The sequence below is a fragment of the Streptococcus humanilactis genome, from assembly GCF_019448275.1.
GTDB lineage: Bacteria > Bacillota > Bacilli > Lactobacillales > Streptococcaceae > Streptococcus > Streptococcus humanilactis.
This window is the reverse complement of the sequence record NZ_JAHXBZ010000001.1, coordinates 743140-760604: the sequence shown is the minus strand read 5'-3', so window position 1 is coordinate 760604 and position 17465 is coordinate 743140. Positions and strand designations below refer to the sequence as shown.

The following is a 17465-nucleotide window of genomic DNA, read 5'->3' as shown; positions in this document are numbered from 1 at the left end:
GAGAAAAAGATGACAAAGAAACAACTTCACTTGGTGATTGTGACAGGAATGAGTGGTGCAGGGAAAACAGTTGCCATTCAGTCCTTCGAAGATTTGGGTTATTTTACTATTGATAATATGCCTCCAGCTCTCTTGCCTAAGTTTTTGCAGTTGGTGGAAACAAAGGAAGACGACCATAAGTTGGCCTTGGTAGTAGACATGCGTAGCCGTTCTTTCTTCTCAGAGATTCAAGCTGTTTTGGATGAGTTGGAAAATAAGGAAGAACTGGACTTTAAAATTCTCTTTTTGGATGCAGCTGATAAGGAATTGGTCGCGCGTTACAAGGAAACCAGACGGAGTCACCCACTAGCAGCAGATGGACGGATTTTGGATGGAATCAAGCTGGAACGTGAGCTCTTGGCGCCTTTGAAAAATATGAGCCAAAATGTGGTGGATACGACTGAACTCACTCCACGTGAGCTGCGCAAAACACTTGCAGAGCAGTTTTCAGACCAAGAACAAGCCCAGTCTTTCCGTATCGAAGTCATGTCTTTCGGCTTTAAATATGGAATCCCAATTGATGCGGATTTGGTCTTTGATGTCCGTTTCTTGCCAAATCCATACTACCTTCCAGAGTTACGAAATCAAACGGGTGTAGATGAACCAGTGTATCACTATGTCATGAACCACCCTGAGTCCGAAGACTTTTATCAACATTTGTTGGCCTTGATTGAACCGATTTTGCCAAGTTACCAAAAGGAAGGTAAGTCCGTTTTGACCATTGCCATGGGATGTACGGGTGGGCAACACCGTAGTGTGGCCTTTGCTAAACGCTTGGCGCAGGACTTATCCAAGAATTGGCCTGTCAATGAAGGGCATCGAGACAAAGACCGAAGAAAGGAAACGGTAAACCGTTCATGAGAAAACCAAAGATAACGGTGATTGGTGGAGGGACTGGGATCCCCGTCATTCTTAAAAGTCTGCGGGAAAAAGATGTGGAAATCGCAGCTATCGTAACGGTGGCAGATGATGGTGGTTCATCAGGTGAACTCCGAAAAAATATGCAGCAATTGACACCGCCAGGCGATCTTCGCAATGTCCTTGTGGCTATGTCGGATATGCCTAAGTTTTATGAGAAAGTCTTTCAGTATCGCTTTTCTGAAGATGCTGGAGCCTTTGCTGGCCATCCATTGGGCAATCTCATTATTGCGGGTCTGTCAGAAATGCAGGGTTCGACCTACAATGCTATGCAGTTGCTGAGTAAATTTTTCCACACAACTGGGAAGATTTATCCTTCCAGTGACCATCCTTTGACCCTGCACGCAGTCTTTCAGGATGGGACAGAGGTGGCTGGAGAGAGCCATATTGCAGACCATCCGGGCATGATTGACCATGTCTATGTGACCAATACCCTCAACGATGATACACCTCTGGCTAGCCGTCGAGTAGTGCAGACCATTCTTGAAAGTGACATGATTGTCCTAGGGCCAGGTTCCCTCTTTACCTCGATTTTGCCCAATATCGTGATTAAAGAAATCGGCCAGGCTCTTTTGGAAACCAAGGCAGAAATCGCTTATGTCTGCAATATTATGACCCAACGTGGGGAGACGGAACATTTTACAGATAGCGACCACGTGGAAGTCTTGCATCGTCACCTTGGCCGACCTTTTATCGATACGGTCTTGGTGAATATCGAAAAAGTTCCTCAGGAATATATGAATTCCAACCGGTTTGATGAATACTTGGTACAGGTGGAGCATGATTTTGCTGGTCTTTGTAAGCGAGTTCCGCGTGTGATTTCATCCAACTTCCTTCGTCTGGAAAATGGGGGTGCCTTCCACGATGGAGATTTGCTCGTGGACGAGTTGATGCGGATTATACAGGTGAGAAAATGAGTTTCACAGTAGCAGTTAAAGAAGAAATCCTAGGTCAGCACCATCTAAGCCGGCATGAATTATCTGCCATTATCAAGATGTCTGGTAGCATCGGTCTCTCGACCTCGGGCTTGACCCTGTCTGTTGTGACAGAAAATGCTAAGCTAGCTCGTCACCTCTATGAGTCTTTTCTCCATTTCTACGAAATCAAATCGGAAATTCGACATCACCAAAGAAGTAATCTTCGTAAGAATCGGGTCTATACCGTTTTTACAGATGAAAAAGTGCAGGACTTGTTGAGTGATTTGCACTTGGCAGACTCCTTCTTTGGTCTGGAAACAGGTATTGACGAGGAGATTTTATCAGACGAGGAAGCAGGTCGTGCCTATCTCTGTGGTGCATTCTTGGCAAATGGAAGCATTCGTGACCCTGAATCAGGTAAGTACCAGTTGGAAATCAGTTCTGTTTATCTGGACCATGCGCAAGGGATTTCCTCGCTTCTCCAGCAATTTTTACTGGATGCCAAGGTGCTTGAGCGCAAGAAGGGGGCTGTGACCTATCTCCAGCGAGCCGAAGATATTATGGATTTCTTGATAGTAATCGGAGCCATGCAGGCGCGTGATGATTTTGAGAGGGTTAAGATTTTGCGAGAAACCCGTAATGACCTCAATCGAGCCAATAATGCCGAGACAGCCAATATCGCTCGGACAGTTTCTGCCAGCATGAAGACTATCAACAATATCAGCAAAATCAAAGATATTATGGGATTAGAAAATCTGCCAGTGGATTTGCAGGAGGTAGCGCAACTGCGGATTCAGCACCCAGACTACTCTATCCAGCAGTTAGCGGATAGCCTCAGCAATCCCCTGACCAAAAGTGGTGTCAACCACAGACTCAGAAAAATCAATAAGATAGCGGATGAGTTATAAAGATATAAAACACCTCTTTCTTGACAATTAAACAGAGCATGTGAGATAATAAAGAGGAATTGAGAAGTTCTAGCATTTCAGTGCTATCAGAAATCCCCTCGGTACTGCAATACCAAGGGGATTTTTTCTGGGTTAGATAGCACTAACCAGGAAGGTTACTTGTCGAAGTGATCGTCTAACCAACGAGTCACTAGCCATGAGGTGATATTCTCGACGACTGCGATAAGTACTATTTTGAGAAGTTCTAGCATCTGTAATACCTCCTTTTCCAAGGCGTATTGTTAGTGCCGTCGTTATTATATCACATGCTTTATCAATTTGATAGGACATTTTTGATTTTTGAAAAAGAAGGGGAAAGGTATGAGCTGATCAGATCGTAGATGAATTTTAAAACCACGAATCCTATGTGGCTCGTGGTTCTTTTTTATAAACTAGTAGAGTGTTTTGGTTGTACTTTTTGCTCTGGGTCAATGTAGTTGATGGCATTGTTGACAGCGGTTGGTGCTTCTCCAAGCCCTGTCGCAATCAGATCAATTTTTCCGTCATAGTAGCAGCAGTCACCGATAGCATAGATACCTGCTTGGCTAGATTCTTGCTTACTGTTGACGATAATCTTGTGACGGTTGAGGTCCAGACCCCAGTTTTTAAGGTTACCGACAGAAGATTTGAAACCATAGTTGACAAAGAGGTGGTCTAGGTCAATAGTTTCTGTTTCATCAGATTTGACTTTTGTGATTTCAAGTTTATCGAGCGTTTTTCCATCTCCAAGGAGTTGGCTAGGGACGAATGGTGTCTTGATGGTCACAGATGATTCCTGTAAGGCTTGAACACTGTGTTCCAAGGCGCGGAAATTATCTCTGCGGTGAACAAGGGTAGTTGGCGCAATTTTTTCAAAAGCCAAAGCCCAGTCCACAGCTGAGTCTCCTCCACCAAGAATCGTCACTTTCTTACCAGCGTATTGCTGGATATTGGAAACGTGGTAGTGGATGTTTTCATAGCCCTCAACGCCTTCTAGTTCCAGCGGACGTGGTTTAAAGGCACCGCCCCCCATAGCGATGATAACAGTTTTAGACAGGTGACTTCCTTTAGAAGTTGTGATGACAAATCCTTCTTCTTGTTTTTCAATCTCAAGAACCGTTTCATTGAGATGAATAGGGGTATCAAAGCCGTTTAACTGTTCAATCAAGCGGTTGGTCAATTCTTCTCCAGTCAGATTTGGGAAACCTGGGACGTCTAGGATTTCCTTTTCAGGATAGAGAATAGCAGGTTGTCCACCTAGTTGGGGAAGGGAGTCGATGATTTGGACCTTGGCTTGGCGTAGGTGGGCATAGAAGGCTGCAAAAAGCCCGACAGGACCACCACCTACAATGGTAATATCATAGAGTTGAGACATGGTTTCTCCTTTGTTTTTTCTAGTCAATTTATTTTATCATATTTTTTCTTTAATTTAAAATGAAGTAGGATAGGGAAAAAAATGCCAGAAAAATGGTATAATAGAGAGGAACGTGTTTGGACAGAGAGGAGACAGCAGATGAACTTTCAACAATTATCCAATCTGCAATATTGGACCAGTTTGTTTTCTAGTCCTTGGAGTATTGCCATCAATCTGTTTGATATTTTGATTGTGACCTATGTTTTGTATCGTTTTACAAAAGCGATAGCTGGCACCAAGATTATGATTTTGGTGCGGGGGGTCTTGATCTTTGTATTAGCCCAGGTCGTGGCAAATATCCTTGGTTTAACAACGATTTCTTGGTTGATTAATCAGATTATCACCTATGGGGTTATTGCTGCGGTTGTTATCTTCTCTCCAGAGATTCGGACTGGTTTGGAACGCTTGGGAAGGGCGACAGATTTCTTTTCTACTACTCAAATTAGTGCAGAAGAGAAAATGATTCGTGCCTTTGTTAAGTCAGTTGAATACATGAGTCCCCGTAAGATTGGTGCTTTGGTTGCCATTCAACGGGTTCGGACCTTACAAGAATACATCGCGACAGGAATTCCCTTGGATGCCAACATTTCAGCTGAACTCCTCATCAATATTTTTATTCCCAACACTCCTCTACATGATGGTGCTGTGATTATCAGAGAAAATCGGATTGCGGTGACCTCTGCCTATCTGCCCTTGACAGAAAGTACAGGGATTTCCAAGGAATTTGGGACCAGACACCGGGCGGCTATCGGTTTATCAGAAGTGTCCGATGCCTTGACTTTCATCGTCTCAGAGGAAACAGGTGGTATTTCTATTACCTACAATGGGGTTTTCAAGCATGATTTGACGATTGAAGAATTTGAAGCAGAGCTACGAGCAATTCTTTTGCCAGCTGTTGAGGAAAAAGTCAGTTTTAAGGACCGTTTGCTAGGAGGTTGGAAATATGAGAAAAAATAGTCTATATATCATTTCATCTCTCTTTTTTGCTTGTGTCTTATTCATCTATGCAACATCGACTAATTTTCAAAATAATAATACGGTAAGGCAGGTCAAATCAGAAACCTACACCAATACGATAACGAACGTTCCTATCGATATTCACTATGATGATGACCAGTATTTCATCAGCGGATTTGCATCAGAGGTTTCAGTTGTATTGACAGGTGCCAATCGTGTGACCTTGGCCAGTGAAATGCAGGAAAGCACTCGTAAGTTTAAGGTGACAGCGGATTTGACAGATGCTAGTGTTGGAACGATTGAAGTTCCCTTGAATATTGAAAATCTTCCTAGTGGATTGACCGCTGTGGCAACGCCTCAAAAGATTACAGTGAAAGTTGGGAAGAAGGTTAAGCGAGATGGGATGATTGTTGTGCCACAAGTTGACCAAAGCCAGATTGATCCTAAGCTACAACTTGATAGTGTAACTGTGTCAAATGAACGAGTTTCGGTCACAACTGACCAGGAAACATTATCTAAGATTGATAAAGTTATTGCGCTTTTACCAACCAGCGAACGCATAACAGGTAATTACAGTGGTTCAGTACCTTTGCAGGCAATCGACCGCAATGGTGTTGTCTTACCAGTAGTTATCACTCCGTTTGATACAACAATGAAGGTCACTACAAAACCAGTAGCACCAAGTTCAAGCACAAGTAGTTCGTCGGAGGCATCTTCGTCAACGAAAGCAACTAGTTCAAAAACGAATTAAAAATAGAAAAAGGATTTTATAAAAATGGGTAAATATTTTGGGACTGATGGAGTCCGTGGAGAAGCTAACGTAGAATTAACGCCAGAATTGGCCTTTAAACTAGGACGTTTTGGAGGCTATGTTCTTAGTCAGCATGAAACGGAAGCACCGAAAGTCTTTGTAGGACGTGACACACGTATTTCAGGAGAAATGCTAGAATCAGCCTTGGTGGCAGGTCTCCTTTCAGTAGGGATTCACGTCTACAAACTTGGTGTCCTTGCTACGCCAGCAGTAGCTTACTTGGTCAAAACAGAGGGAGCAAGTGCAGGTGTCATGATCTCTGCTAGCCACAACCCAGCCCTTGATAATGGAATCAAGTTCTTTGGTGGTGATGGCTTCAAACTAGATGACGAAAAAGAAGCAGAAATTGAAGCCTTGCTAGACGCTGCCGAAGATACTCTGCCTCGTCCAAGTGCTGAAGGCTTGGGAACCTTGGTAGATTATCCAGAAGGCTTGCGTAAGTATGAAAGCTATCTGGTTTCAACTGGAACGCCACTTGAAGGAATGAAAGTGGCTTTGGATACAGCCAATGGTGCCGCTTCTACCAGTGCCCGTCAGATTTTCGCTGATCTTGGTGCTCAATTGACGGTTATCGGGGAAACACCAGATGGTCTTAATATCAATCTTAATGTTGGTTCTACACACCCAGAAACCCTTCAAGCAGTGGTCAAAGAAAGCGGTTCAGCTATCGGTTTGGCCTTTGATGGAGACAGTGACCGTTTGATTGCTGTTGATGAAAATGGCGACATCGTCGATGGTGACAAGATTATGTACATCATCGGAAAATATCTTTCTGAAAAAGGACAATTGGCTCAAAATACAATCGTGACGACTGTGATGTCCAACCTTGGCTTCCACAAGGCCTTGGATCGTGAAGGTATTAACAAGGCAGTCACTGCAGTTGGAGACCGCTACGTTGTTGAAGAAATGAGAAAATCAGGCTACAACCTTGGTGGTGAACAGTCTGGTCACGTCATCTTGATGGACTACAATACAACAGGTGATGGTCAATTGTCTGCTGTCCAATTGACTAAAATCATGAAGGAAACTGGTAAGAGCTTGTCAGAGTTGTCAGCAGAAGTAACTATCTATCCACAAAAATTAGTCAATATCCGAGTGGAAAATACCATGAAGGAAAAGGCTATGGAAGTGCCAGCTATCAAGGCCATCATCGAGAAGATGGAAGAAGAAATGGCAGGGAATGGCCGTATCCTTGTTCGTCCAAGTGGAACAGAGCCCCTTTTGCGTGTTATGGCAGAAGCGCCTACAACAGAAGAAGTTGACTACTATGTTGATACCATCGCAGACGTAGTTCGAGCTGAAATCGGGATTGACTAAATCCTAGAAAACTAGATGAAAATAAAAAATTATGGTACAATAGCTTATAATATTGTAGCCGAGGGAGAAAGACATGAATCTTAAACGTGAACAAGAATTTGTTAGTCAGTATCATTTTGATGCGCGTAATTTTGAATGGGAAAATGAAAATGGAGCTCCTGAAACTAAGGTAGATGTGAATTTCCAATTAATTCAACATGACCAAGAAAATCAAGTGACTTCTTTGATTGTTGTCTTGAGTTTTATGATTGTATTTGATAAATTTGTCATCAGTGGAACCATTTCACAGGTAAATCATATCGATGGTCGTATTGTTAACGAACCAAGTGAATTGAACCAAGAAGAAGTTGAAACTTTGGCCCGTCCATGTTTGAACATGCTCAACCGTTTGACTTACGAAGTAACTGAAATTGCATTAGACTTACCAGGAATCAATTTGGAGTTCTAATATGAAATTAGCTGTTATCACAGATTCCTCTGCCTATCTCAGTGCAGAGACCTTACAAAGAGAAGATTTGTTTGTCTTGGATATTCCTGTCAATATTGATGGTGAGGAGTATGTCGAAGGAATCAATCTGACTGCTGAGGAATTTTACCAAAAAATGGCTCAGGCTTCTGAATTGCCTAAGACTAGTCAACCAAGTATTGCCAAGTTAGATGAAATCTTAACTTCGCTCAAAGAACAAGGCTATACTCATGCTTTGGGGCTTTTCCTATCTTCTGGAATTTCAGGTTTTTACCAAAATATCCAGTATATGATAGATGAATATGAGGGCTTAACCATTGCTTTTCCAGACACTTTGATTACAAGTGCTCCTCTGGGTATCATGGTTGAAAGCGTCTTTAATTGGCGTGACCAGGGCGATGATTTTGCCAGCATTCAGGATAAGCTAGCCATTCAAATCAGCCGTACGTCAGCCTTTATCATGGTAGATGATTTGGATCATTTGGTGAAAGGTGGGCGCCTTTCAAATGGGGCTGCCATTTTAGGCAATTTGCTTAGCATTAAGCCAATCCTTTATTTCAACGACCAAGGTGTGATTGAAGTTTACGAAAAAGTTCGTACTGAAAAGAAAGCAACCAAACGCTTAATTGAAATTATCAAGGAAACAACGGCTTCAGGCCAATATCGGGTCATTGTCATTCATGGGAATGCTCCTGAAAAGGCTGAGGAATTGCGTCAGCACTTGCTTGAATCTGGAGTGGGTACGGATATTTCACTAGCTACATTTGGTAGTGTCATTGGGACACACCTAGGATCAGGAAGCATTGCTCTGGGTTATATTCCAGTGATTTAGTTGGCGCTTCTAGACTAGTTAAGATGCCTTGTATCTTAGCAATTGAACACGGACTACCTGCCTCATGAAAAAAGATGCCTGTCTTGCCTTTTGTGGAAAGTCAGCGTCATTCCCTATTTTCTTGTGCAGCTAACGTCCTTTGTATCTTGATAATTGAACACGCCTGGAACCCTGTGTGAAAAAGATAGTTCTTCCAAGGAGTAGACACTTCTTGATCAAAACTCCTATTTTCACTTTGTGTTCCTACAGGTTTTGTATCTTAGACAGGAGTAGAGATGAGTATTCGAGTAATTATTGCTGGTTTTAAGGGAAAGATGGGCCAAGCTGCTTGTCAGATGGTCTTGGCTGATCCAGACTTGGACTTGGTAGCAGTTTTGGATCCCTTTGAGTCTGAATCAGAATGGCAGGGTATTCCTGTTTTCAAGGATAAGGCTGATTTAGCAGGCTTTGAAGCGGATGTCTGGGTAGATTTTACTACTCCAGCTGTTGCCTATGAAAATACACGCTTTGCTCTTGAAAATGGCTTTGCTCCAGTAGTTGGAACGACAGGCTTTACTAGTGAAGAAATTGCAGAGCTAAAAGAATTTTCTCGCGCCCAAGATTTGGGTGGTTTGATTGCCCCTAACTTTGCCCTGGGTGCTGTCTTGCTCATGCAATTTGCAAAGCAGGCTGCCAAATATTTCCCACATGTGGAGATTATCGAGCTCCATCATGACAAGAAAAAGGATGCTCCGAGTGGCACAGCTATTAAAACAGCTGAGTTGATGGCAGAAGTTCGAGAGTCTATTCAGCAAGGTGCAGCAGATGAGGAAGAATTGATTACTGGTGCCCGTGGTGCTGACTTTGATGGCATGCGCATCCACTCAGTTCGTTTGCCAGGCTTAGTAGCCCATCAGGAAGTCATCTTTGGCAATCAAGGAGAAGGATTGACCCTCCGTCATGACTCCTATGATCGCAGCTCCTTCATGACAGGGGTCAATTTGGGAATTAAAGAAGTTGTCAAGCGTCATGAGCTTGTCTATGGATTAGAACACTTATTATGAGATTAACGCAAATGCCTTCTGAATTTCAGAAGGCTTTACCAGTATTAGAAAAAATTAAAGAAGCAGGTTTTGAGGCCTATTTTGTTGGGGGCTCTGTTCGAGACGCCCTCCTCAATCGTCCTATCCATGATGTGGATATTGCGACGTCTTCTTATCCAGAAGAAACCAAGCAGATTTTTCCGCGAACAGCCGATATCGGAATCGAGCACGGAACTGTCTTGGTCTTAGATGGGGACGAGGAGTATGAGGTGACTACTTTTCGGACAGAAGATGTCTATGTGGACTATCGTAGACCTAGTGCGGTTTCTTTTGTTCGCTCGCTAGAAGAAGACCTCAAGCGCCGTGATTTTACAGTCAATGCCTTTGCCTTGGACGAGACAGGGGAAATCATTGACTTGTTCCATGGGCTAGAAGATTTGGAAAAGCAAGTCTTACGAGCAGTTGGAGTGGCAAGTGAGCGTTTTAACGAAGATGCTTTGCGGATTATGCGTGGTTTCCGTTTTCAGGCCAGTCTTGGCTTTGAACTTGAGACAGAAACGTTTAAAGCAATGAAGACCTTGACGCCACTTTTGGAGAAAATTTCTGTGGAGCGTACCTTCGTTGAGTTTGATAAACTCTTGCTGGCTCCGTTTTGGAGAAGGGGTTTGGCTTCCATGATTGAGAGTCAAGCTTATGATTATCTCCCTGATATGGAATCTAGCCAGGACAAGCTCAATAGACTGTTTGATTTGGAGACTGATTTTATCTTTGAATCCTCTGAACAAGCTTGGTCGGCTCTACTGTCGGCTTTGGAGATTGAAAATGCGCAGCCATTTTTGAAAGCTTGGAAGACCTCACGTCAGTTTGCCAAGCAGGTTCAGGATTTGCTGACTATTTTGGCTCTGCGTGAAAAGGGAGAATTGAGCAAGCGCGATTGTTACCGCTTTGACTTGGATTTACTTTTACAGGCTGAAAATCTTCGTCAGGCCCAAGGAAAAGAAGTCAACCCACAAGCCATCACAGAAACCTACCAGAACTTGACCATTCATGACAAGAAAGAAATCCAAATCAACGGTGGTATTTTGATCAAGGAATATGGTTATCAGCCGGGCCCAGACTTGGGAGAGATTTTAACAGAGATTGAATATGCCATTGTCGATGGAGAATTGGAAAATGACCGTCAAGCCATCCATGATTATCTGAGGGAGAAAAAATGAGTGATTTTATCGTTGAAAAACTAAGTAAATCCGTTGGTGACAAGACCGTTTTTAAGGATATTTCCTTTATCATCCATGACCTAGACAGAATCGGTCTGATTGGTGTCAATGGGACTGGTAAGACCACTCTTTTAGATGTTCTTTCTGGTGTTTCTGGCTTTGATGGGGATGTTAGTCCCTTTTCGGCTAAGAATGACTACCAGATTGGTTACTTGACCCAGGATCCTGATTTTGATGATAGCAAGACGGTCTTGGATACGGTTCTATCTAGCGACCTCAAGGAAATCCAGCTCATTCGTGAGTACGAATTGATCATGCTCAACTATAGTGAGGACAAGCAGGCGCGTTTGGAACGTGTCATGGCAGAAATGGACTCTCTCCAAGCTTGGGAAATCGAGAGTCAGGTCAAGACCGTTCTCAGCAAGTTGGGTATTCAGGACTTATCTACTCCTGTTGGGGAATTGTCAGGTGGTCTAAGAAGACGGGTCCAGTTGGCGCAAGTTCTTCTTGGTAACCACGACCTATTGCTTCTGGATGAGCCAACTAACCACTTAGATATAGCGACTATTGAGTGGCTGACCCTCTTTTTGAAAAATTCTAAGAAGACCGTCCTTTTTATCACCCACGATCGTTACTTCCTAGATGCTTTGTCAACACGGATTTTCGAGTTGGACCGAGCAGGATTGACTGAGTATCAAGGGAATTATCAGGACTATGTTCGCCTAAAGGCGGAACAGGATGAGCGCGACGCGGCTCTACTTCATAAAAAAGAACAACTTTATAAGCAAGAATTGGCTTGGATGCGCAGACAACCGCAGGCGCGTGCGACCAAGCAGCAGGCTCGTATCAATCGTTTCCACGACCTGAAAAAGGAAGTTTCAGGCAATACTGCTGAGACAGACTTGACTATGAACTTTGAAACCAGTCGTATTGGGAAGAAAGTCATCGAGTTTCAGGATGTTTCCTTTGCCTATGAAAACAAGCTCATTTTGCAAGATTTTAATCTCTTAGTTCAGGCCAAAGACCGTATCGGAATCGTTGGGGACAATGGTGTTGGAAAATCAACGCTGCTCAACCTGATTGCTGGCAGTCTTGAGCCGACAGCAGGTCAAGTTGTGATAGGGGAAACTGTTCGCATCGCCTATTTCTCTCAACAAATTGAGGGCTTGGATGAAAGCAAGCGAGTGATCAATTACTTGCAGGAAGTGGCAGAAGAGGTCAAGACCAGCGGTGGTTCTACAACTTCGATTGCAGAGTTGCTGGAGCAGTTCCTTTTCCCACGTTCGACGCATGGAACCTTGATTGAGAAATTGTCTGGGGGAGAGAAAAAACGCCTTTATCTCCTCAAACTGCTCTTGGAAAAACCAAATGTTCTTCTTTTAGACGAGCCAACCAATGATTTGGATATTGCAACCTTGACAGTTTTGGAGAATTTCTTGCAAGGATTTGCGGGACCTGTTTTGACAGTTAGTCACGACCGTTATTTCTTGGATAAGGTAGCGACCAAGATTCTGGCTTTTGAGGATGGCAAGATTCGTCCTTTCTTTGGTCATTACACCGATTACCTTGATGAAAAAGCCTTTGAAACAGAGATGGCCAATCAAGTGCAAAAGGTCGAAAAGGAGAAAGTGGTCAAGGTCCGTGAAGACAAGAAACGCATGACCTACCAAGAAAAGCAGGAGTGGGCAAGCATTGAATGCGATATTGAAACCTTGGAAAATCGTATCGCTGCTATTGAAGAGGAAATGCAGGCTAACGGCTCTGATTTTGGTAAGCTAGCTACTCTTCAAAAAGAACTGGATGAGAAAAATGAAGCACTCCTTAAAAAATACGAACGCTATGAATATCTAAGTGACTTTGATAGCTAGAAGAATAGAAAAATCCCGTCTCGTGACAGGATTTCTCTATTCTTTTTTGGTTTCTTGATGAAAGATATTTTGCCAAGTTTCGTGGCGACGCCAGATACTGGTATGGACGATACCATCTAACTCATAGCAGATGAGTTTTGTTTTCTGACTGATGGAAGTGATTTGGATGTCCTTGATAGCAGAATTCAAGTCTTTTTCGGCTTTATAGGCCTCTTTATCCATCTGATTTCCGTCTTGACGAATATAGACAAAATCGTCAGCCAAGAGTTCTTCCAGTTGATTTCCTTGGTCAATCAATTGTTCACGCATAAGCAATTTTTTGTAGACATTGTCTAAAATTTCATCCTCAGGGATAGGCGCTGGCTCAATATGGACATCGGTATCAAAGACGCCAAAACGTTCCTCCAGCATAGACTCGACCTGATCCGCGATTTCATGACTCTCAAAAACAGACAAGTCAGGATTCATTTCTAGCGTAATATCAAGATAAATGTTGCTACCGTAGGTGCGACCTCTTTGAGATTTAACCTTGCTGATTTTGGGAATTTCCATGATGGCCTTTTGATAGTCCTCAAGCAGGCGGTCGTCAAAGCCATCTGAAAGGCTAAAGGAAGATTCGATGAAGATATCATAGGCAGTTTTCAAGATAAAGAAAGTGATGATGATGGCGACCAGTTTATCTACAATGGGATAATTGAAACTGCTAGCTAGGATGGCAATGGTGGTTCCAAGTGAGGTAACAGCATCAGAAAGATTGTCTTTTGCTGCGGCCTTGAGTGCCTTAGAGTTGGATTTCTTACTGAGGCGAGTATTGTAGAGATAAACTAGAAACATAATCGCTGCAGAAATGATTCCAAGAGTTGCACCAAGAGGGTCAATAACCGTTTCTTCATGACTGAGAATCTTTTGAATGGTATCCCTTAGAACATCAAAACCAACATAGAACATGATGATGGAAGTGACCAAGCTAGCCAAATCTTCAATCTTCCAGTGGCCAAAACGGTGATCTCGGTCTGCAGGCTGGCGTGCCATTCGAATCCCAATCAAGAGGGCCACATTTCCAATGATATCCGATACGTTGTTAAAACCATCTGCCACCAAACTGGATGAATGGAGGAGGTGCCCAGTTGCTAATTTGGCTGCAGACAAGATTAAATAGGTCGAAATACTGATAATGGCCCCACGTTCAGCTAACTTGAGATTTGAGATAGATTGCTTCATTCAACTTCCTTTCTAGTCACATAGCATTCTATCATTATACTGGTTTTCAAGGGAAAATTCAAATAAGTCATTTTTTACTCTTTGAAAACTTTTCAAAATTTGGTATAATAGTACTACTCAAGGGAGTAGCTGGCAGAAACCTGTGATAGTGTCGTCATTCCGAATTTTATACTGAAAAGTATGCTTTCCGGCACTATCTTAAACAGCGAGACTTGTTATGATTAACAGGTCTCTTTTTGTTTGTCGTGAAAAGATACGATGGGAAAAGAGAGTCTGTTTTGCACACAATGTCAAGGAGGAGACACATGTCAAAAGAACAAAAACGCCAAGCGTTTTACACTCAGAGTCCTGAAGAGGTCTTGAAGGCTGTGGATGCGACCGAGCAAGGTTTGTCATCAAGTGAGGCGGAAAAGCGCCTTGCCGAATTTGGCCACAATGAACTCGAAGAAGGAGAGAAACGATCAATCCTGGTCAAATTCATCGAGCAATTTAAGGATTTGATGATTATCATCCTAGTTGCGGCAGCAATCTTGTCAGTCGTGACTTCTGGTGGGGAAGATATCGCAGATGCTATTATCATCCTAGCTGTGGTTATCATCAATGCTGCCTTTGGTGTTTACCAAGAAGGGAAAGCAGAAGAAGCCATTGAAGCCCTCAAGTCTATGTCTAGTCCAGCTGCCCGCGTTCTTCGTGATGGGCATATGGCGGAGATTGACTCTAAAGAATTGGTACCTGGAGATATCGTTGCCCTCGAAGCAGGTGATGTTGTACCAGCAGACCTACGTTTGCTTGAAGCCAACTCTCTTAAAATTGAAGAAGCAGCTCTTACAGGTGAGTCTGTGCCAGTCGAAAAAGACTTGACAGTTGAACTTGCTACAGATGCTGGTATCGGTGATCGTGTCAACATGGCCTTCCAAAACTCTAACGTGACTTATGGTCGTGGTCTTGGTGTTGTTGTCAATACTGGTATGTATACTGAAGTTGGTCATATTGCTGGTATGCTTCAAGATGCGGATGAGACTGATACACCACTCAAACAAAACTTGAACAACCTTTCTAAGGTCTTGACCTATGTAATTTTGGTCATTGCCCTTGTTACTTTTGTAGTTGGAGTCTTCATTCAAGGAAAAGATCCACTTGGTGAGTTGATGACCTCTGTTGCCCTTGCTGTTGCAGCCATTCCAGAAGGACTCCCTGCTATCGTGACCATCGTTCTTGCCCTTGGTACTCAAGTTTTGGCCAAACGAAACTCTATCGTTCGTAAGTTGCCAGCAGTAGAAACACTTGGTTCAACAGAAATCATTGCTTCTGATAAGACTGGTACGCTGACCATGAACAAGATGACAGTCGAAAAAGTCTTCTACGATGCAGTCCTACATGACTCAGCTGATGACATTGAACTAGGTCTTGAAATGCCCCTACTTCGCTCAGTTGTCTTGGCAAATGATACTAAAATCGATGTGGAAGGTAACTTGATTGGTGACCCAACCGAAACAGCCTTTATCCAATATGCCTTGGACAAGGGCTACGATGTCAAAGGATTCTTAGAGAAATATCCTCGTGTGGCTGAGTTGCCATTTGACTCTGACCGTAAGCTCATGTCAACGGTTCACCCATTGCAAGATGGTCGTTTCCTTGTAGCAGTCAAGGGTGCGCCAGACCAACTTTTGAAACGTTGTGTTCTTCGTGACAAGGCTGGGGATATTGCTCCGATTGATGAGAAGGTTACAAACCTCATTCATACAAACAACTCTGAAATGGCTCACCAAGCCTTGCGTGTCCTTGCAGGTGCTTATAAGATTATTGACAGCATTCCAGAAAACCTCACTTCTGAAGAGCTTGAAAATGATTTAATCTTTACTGGCTTGATTGGGATGATTGACCCTGAACGTCCTGAAGCTGCTGAGGCTGTTCGTGTGGCTAAGGAAGCGGGAATCCGTCCAATCATGATTACAGGTGACCACCAAGATACTGCAGAAGCGATTGCCAAACGTTTGGGAATCATTGATGCAAACGATACAGAAGGCCACGTTTTAACTGGTGCTGAGCTCAATGAATTGTCAGATGAAGACTTTGAAAAAGTAGTTGGTCAATACTCTGTTTATGCCCGTGTGTCTCCAGAGCACAAGGTTCGTATCGTGAAGGCTTGGCAAAAACAAGGTAAAGTCGTTGCCATGACAGGTGACGGTGTCAATGATGCGCCAGCTCTGAAAACAGCAGATATCGGTATCGGTATGGGAATCACTGGTACAGAGGTTTCTAAGGGAGCTTCTGACATGATTCTTGCAGATGATAACTTTGCGACCATCATCGTCGCAGTTGAAGAAGGACGTAAGGTCTTCTCAAACATTCAAAAGACTATTCAGTACTTACTTTCTGCCAATACTGCTGAAGTATTGACCATCTTCCTATCAACCTTGTTTGGTTGGGACGTCTTGCAGCCAGTTCATCTTTTGTGGATCAACTTGGTAACAGATACCTTCCCAGCTATCGCTCTTGGTGTTGAACCTGCTGAGCCTGGTGTCATGAATCATAAACCACGTGGACGCAAGGCAAGCTTCTTCTCAGGTGGTGTTTTGAGTTCTATCATCTATCAAGGTGTACTCCAAGCAGCTATTGTTATGAGTGTTTATGGTCTTGCGATTGCTTACCCAGTACATGTGGGTGATAATCATGCTATTCATGCGGATGCCCTTACTATGGCTTTTGCAACCCTTGGTTTGATTCAGCTCTTCCATGCCTACAATGTCAAGTCTGTCTACCAATCCATCTTGACAGTTGGCCCATTCAAGTCTAAGACCTTCAACTGGTCCATCTTGGTATCCTTTATCCTTCTTATGGCAACAATCGTTGTAGAACCGCTTGAAGGTATCTTCCACGTAACCAAACTAGACTTGTCACAATGGGGAATCGTTATAGGCGGAAGCTTCTCAATGATTATCATCGTCGAAATCGTTAAATTTATCCAACGTAAACTCGGCTTTGACAAGAATGCGATTTAAAAAGAAAAAGTCATCTTCGGATGGCTTTTTGCTACAGTTGAGGGAAAGGGCTTGCAGTTATTGGCTTTTGTGCTATAATTGCTATAATATAGTAAAAAGTAAGAGGAGTGTGAGGAAGTGGAGAAGAAAATTGTAAAGGATATTTTGTTTTTATCTCAGGTGTCTCAGCCGGCAAGTAAGGAAGATCTGTATCTTGCCAGAGATTTACAGGATACGCTTTTAGCGAATCGTGAGACCTGTGTTGGTCTGGCTGCCAATATGATTGGGGTGCAGAAGCGCGTGATTATCTTTAATCTTGGCTTGGTTCCTGTGGTCATGTTTAACCCAGTGCTCCTGTCCTCTGAAGGATTTTATGAGACAGAAGAAGGCTGTTTGTCCTTGACGGGTGTGAGACCTACTAAGCGTTATGAAACCATAAGGGTTGCCTATCGTGACAGCAAGTGGCAGGAACAGACCATGACCTTGACAGGCTTCCCAGCACAGATTTGCCAGCATGAACTGGATCACTTGGAAGGACGAATCATTTAGGAGGAAAGCA

Annotated in this window: 15 protein-coding genes; 13 read left to right on the top strand and 2 right to left on the bottom strand. The window is 43.3% G+C overall.

Translation table 11 applies throughout. The features are described 5' to 3' along the window. Window positions 1-9: 9 nt before the first annotated feature. From rapZ to whiA, 3 genes are read left to right on the top strand one after another with little or no spacing between them, the layout of a single operon-like run. Complete coding sequence (gene rapZ, locus KV696_RS03615) at window positions 10-900, top strand: RNase adapter RapZ (RefSeq protein ID WP_050389336.1); 891 nt, start codon at window positions 10-12, stop codon at window positions 898-900. After that, window positions 897-1874, top strand: a complete 978-nt coding sequence (locus tag KV696_RS03610) for a YvcK family protein (RefSeq protein WP_219966881.1) — start codon at window positions 897-899, stop codon at window positions 1872-1874. The genes rapZ and KV696_RS03610 overlap by 4 nt, the downstream gene beginning before the upstream one ends. Then, the gene (gene whiA / locus KV696_RS03605) at window positions 1871-2782 is read left to right on the top strand and encodes a DNA-binding protein WhiA (protein WP_219966880.1); all 912 of its coding nucleotides are present in this window, start codon (window positions 1871-1873) and stop codon (window positions 2780-2782) included. Before KV696_RS03610 ends, whiA begins: the two co-directional genes overlap by 4 nt. A gap of 424 nt (window positions 2783-3206) precedes the next feature. On the opposite strand, the gene KV696_RS03600 is transcribed toward whiA, so the two are convergent. Then, on the bottom strand, window positions 3207-4175 hold the full coding sequence (locus KV696_RS03600) for an NAD(P)/FAD-dependent oxidoreductase (RefSeq protein ID WP_000081017.1): 969 nt from the start codon (window positions 4173-4175) through the stop codon (window positions 3207-3209). A 138-nt stretch (window positions 4176-4313) separates the two neighbouring features. Here KV696_RS03600 and cdaA point away from each other — a divergent pair, with 138 nt between their 5' ends. The 8 genes from cdaA to KV696_RS03560 all read left to right on the top strand — a co-directional run bounded on the left by cdaA (window position 4314) and on the right by KV696_RS03560 (window position 12704). After that, on the top strand, window positions 4314-5171 hold the full coding sequence (cdaA, locus tag KV696_RS03595; protein WP_219966879.1) for a diadenylate cyclase CdaA: 858 nt from the start codon (window positions 4314-4316) through the stop codon (window positions 5169-5171). After that, complete coding sequence (locus KV696_RS03590) at window positions 5158-5922, top strand: CdaR family protein (protein ID WP_219966878.1); 765 nt, start codon at window positions 5158-5160, stop codon at window positions 5920-5922. Before cdaA ends, KV696_RS03590 begins: the two co-directional genes overlap by 14 nt. Window positions 5923-5946: 24 nt before the next feature. Next, window positions 5947-7299: a phosphoglucosamine mutase gene (gene glmM, locus KV696_RS03585; RefSeq protein ID WP_219966877.1), complete on the top strand. Its 1353-nt coding sequence runs from the start codon at window positions 5947-5949 to the stop codon at window positions 7297-7299. A 73-nt stretch (window positions 7300-7372) separates the two neighbouring features. After that, a complete protein-coding gene (locus KV696_RS03580) occupies window positions 7373-7747 on the top strand; it encodes a DUF1149 family protein (protein WP_001050081.1) in 375 nt (124 codons plus the stop codon). A 1-nt stretch (window position 7748) separates the two neighbouring features. After that, window positions 7749-8597, top strand: a complete 849-nt coding sequence (locus KV696_RS03575; RefSeq protein WP_033680549.1) for a DegV family protein — start codon at window positions 7749-7751, stop codon at window positions 8595-8597. 275 nt (window positions 8598-8872) lie between these two features. Next, window positions 8873-9640 (top strand): 4-hydroxy-tetrahydrodipicolinate reductase, encoded by a 768-nt coding sequence (gene dapB, locus KV696_RS03570; RefSeq protein WP_060805853.1) that lies wholly within the window; start codon window positions 8873-8875, stop codon window positions 9638-9640. Continuing rightward, window positions 9637-10836 (top strand): CCA tRNA nucleotidyltransferase, encoded by a 1200-nt coding sequence (locus KV696_RS03565; RefSeq protein WP_081094059.1) that lies wholly within the window; start codon window positions 9637-9639, stop codon window positions 10834-10836. Before dapB ends, KV696_RS03565 begins: the two co-directional genes overlap by 4 nt. Beyond that, entirely contained in the window at window positions 10833-12704 is a 1872-nt protein-coding gene (locus KV696_RS03560; protein ID WP_219966876.1) for an ABC-F family ATP-binding cassette domain-containing protein, read from the top strand. The genes KV696_RS03565 and KV696_RS03560 overlap by 4 nt, the downstream gene beginning before the upstream one ends. Window positions 12705-12740: 36 nt before the next feature. On the opposite strand, the gene mntE is transcribed toward KV696_RS03560, so the two are convergent. After that, the gene (gene mntE, locus KV696_RS03555; RefSeq protein ID WP_049540828.1) at window positions 12741-13925 is read right to left on the bottom strand and encodes a CDF family manganese efflux transporter MntE; all 1185 of its coding nucleotides are present in this window, start codon (window positions 13923-13925) and stop codon (window positions 12741-12743) included. A gap of 305 nt (window positions 13926-14230) precedes the next feature. Here mntE and KV696_RS03550 point away from each other — a divergent pair, with 305 nt between their 5' ends. Together KV696_RS03550 and KV696_RS03545 are read left to right on the top strand one after the other, a co-directional pair. Further along, a complete protein-coding gene (locus KV696_RS03550; protein WP_219966875.1) occupies window positions 14231-16927 on the top strand; it encodes a cation-translocating P-type ATPase in 2697 nt (898 codons plus the stop codon). Between the two features lie 117 nt (window positions 16928-17044). Next, entirely contained in the window at window positions 17045-17455 is a 411-nt protein-coding gene (locus tag KV696_RS03545; RefSeq protein ID WP_219966874.1) for a peptide deformylase, read from the top strand. Window positions 17456-17465 lie beyond the last annotated feature (10 nt).

Bases quoted from the DNA above. Each gene is read 5' to 3' on its own strand.
- KV696_RS03600 (WP_000081017.1), bottom strand. From the start codon at position 4,175: ATGTCTCAACTCTATGATATTACCATTGTAGGTGGTGGTCCTGTCGGG.
- KV696_RS03580 (WP_001050081.1), top strand. From the start codon at position 7,373: ATGAATCTTAAACGTGAACAAGAATTTGTTAGTCAGTATCATTTTGAT.
- cdaA (WP_219966879.1), top strand. From the start codon at position 4,314: ATGAACTTTCAACAATTATCCAATCTGCAATATTGGACCAGTTTGTTT.
- KV696_RS03565 (WP_081094059.1), top strand. From the start codon at position 9,637: ATGAGATTAACGCAAATGCCTTCTGAATTTCAGAAGGCTTTACCAGTA.
- KV696_RS03610 (WP_219966881.1), top strand. From the start codon at position 897: ATGAGAAAACCAAAGATAACGGTGATTGGTGGAGGGACTGGGATCCCC.
- KV696_RS03550 (WP_219966875.1), top strand. From the start codon at position 14,231: ATGTCAAAAGAACAAAAACGCCAAGCGTTTTACACTCAGAGTCCTGAA.
- whiA (WP_219966880.1), top strand. From the start codon at position 1,871: ATGAGTTTCACAGTAGCAGTTAAAGAAGAAATCCTAGGTCAGCACCAT.
- KV696_RS03590 (WP_219966878.1), top strand. From the start codon at position 5,158: ATGAGAAAAAATAGTCTATATATCATTTCATCTCTCTTTTTTGCTTGT.
- glmM (WP_219966877.1), top strand. From the start codon at position 5,947: ATGGGTAAATATTTTGGGACTGATGGAGTCCGTGGAGAAGCTAACGTA.
- dapB (WP_060805853.1), top strand. From the start codon at position 8,873: ATGAGTATTCGAGTAATTATTGCTGGTTTTAAGGGAAAGATGGGCCAA.
- rapZ (WP_050389336.1), top strand. From the start codon at position 10: ATGACAAAGAAACAACTTCACTTGGTGATTGTGACAGGAATGAGTGGT.
- mntE (WP_049540828.1), bottom strand. From the start codon at position 13,925: ATGAAGCAATCTATCTCAAATCTCAAGTTAGCTGAACGTGGGGCCATT.
- KV696_RS03575 (WP_033680549.1), top strand. From the start codon at position 7,749: ATGAAATTAGCTGTTATCACAGATTCCTCTGCCTATCTCAGTGCAGAG.
- KV696_RS03560 (WP_219966876.1), top strand. From the start codon at position 10,833: ATGAGTGATTTTATCGTTGAAAAACTAAGTAAATCCGTTGGTGACAAG.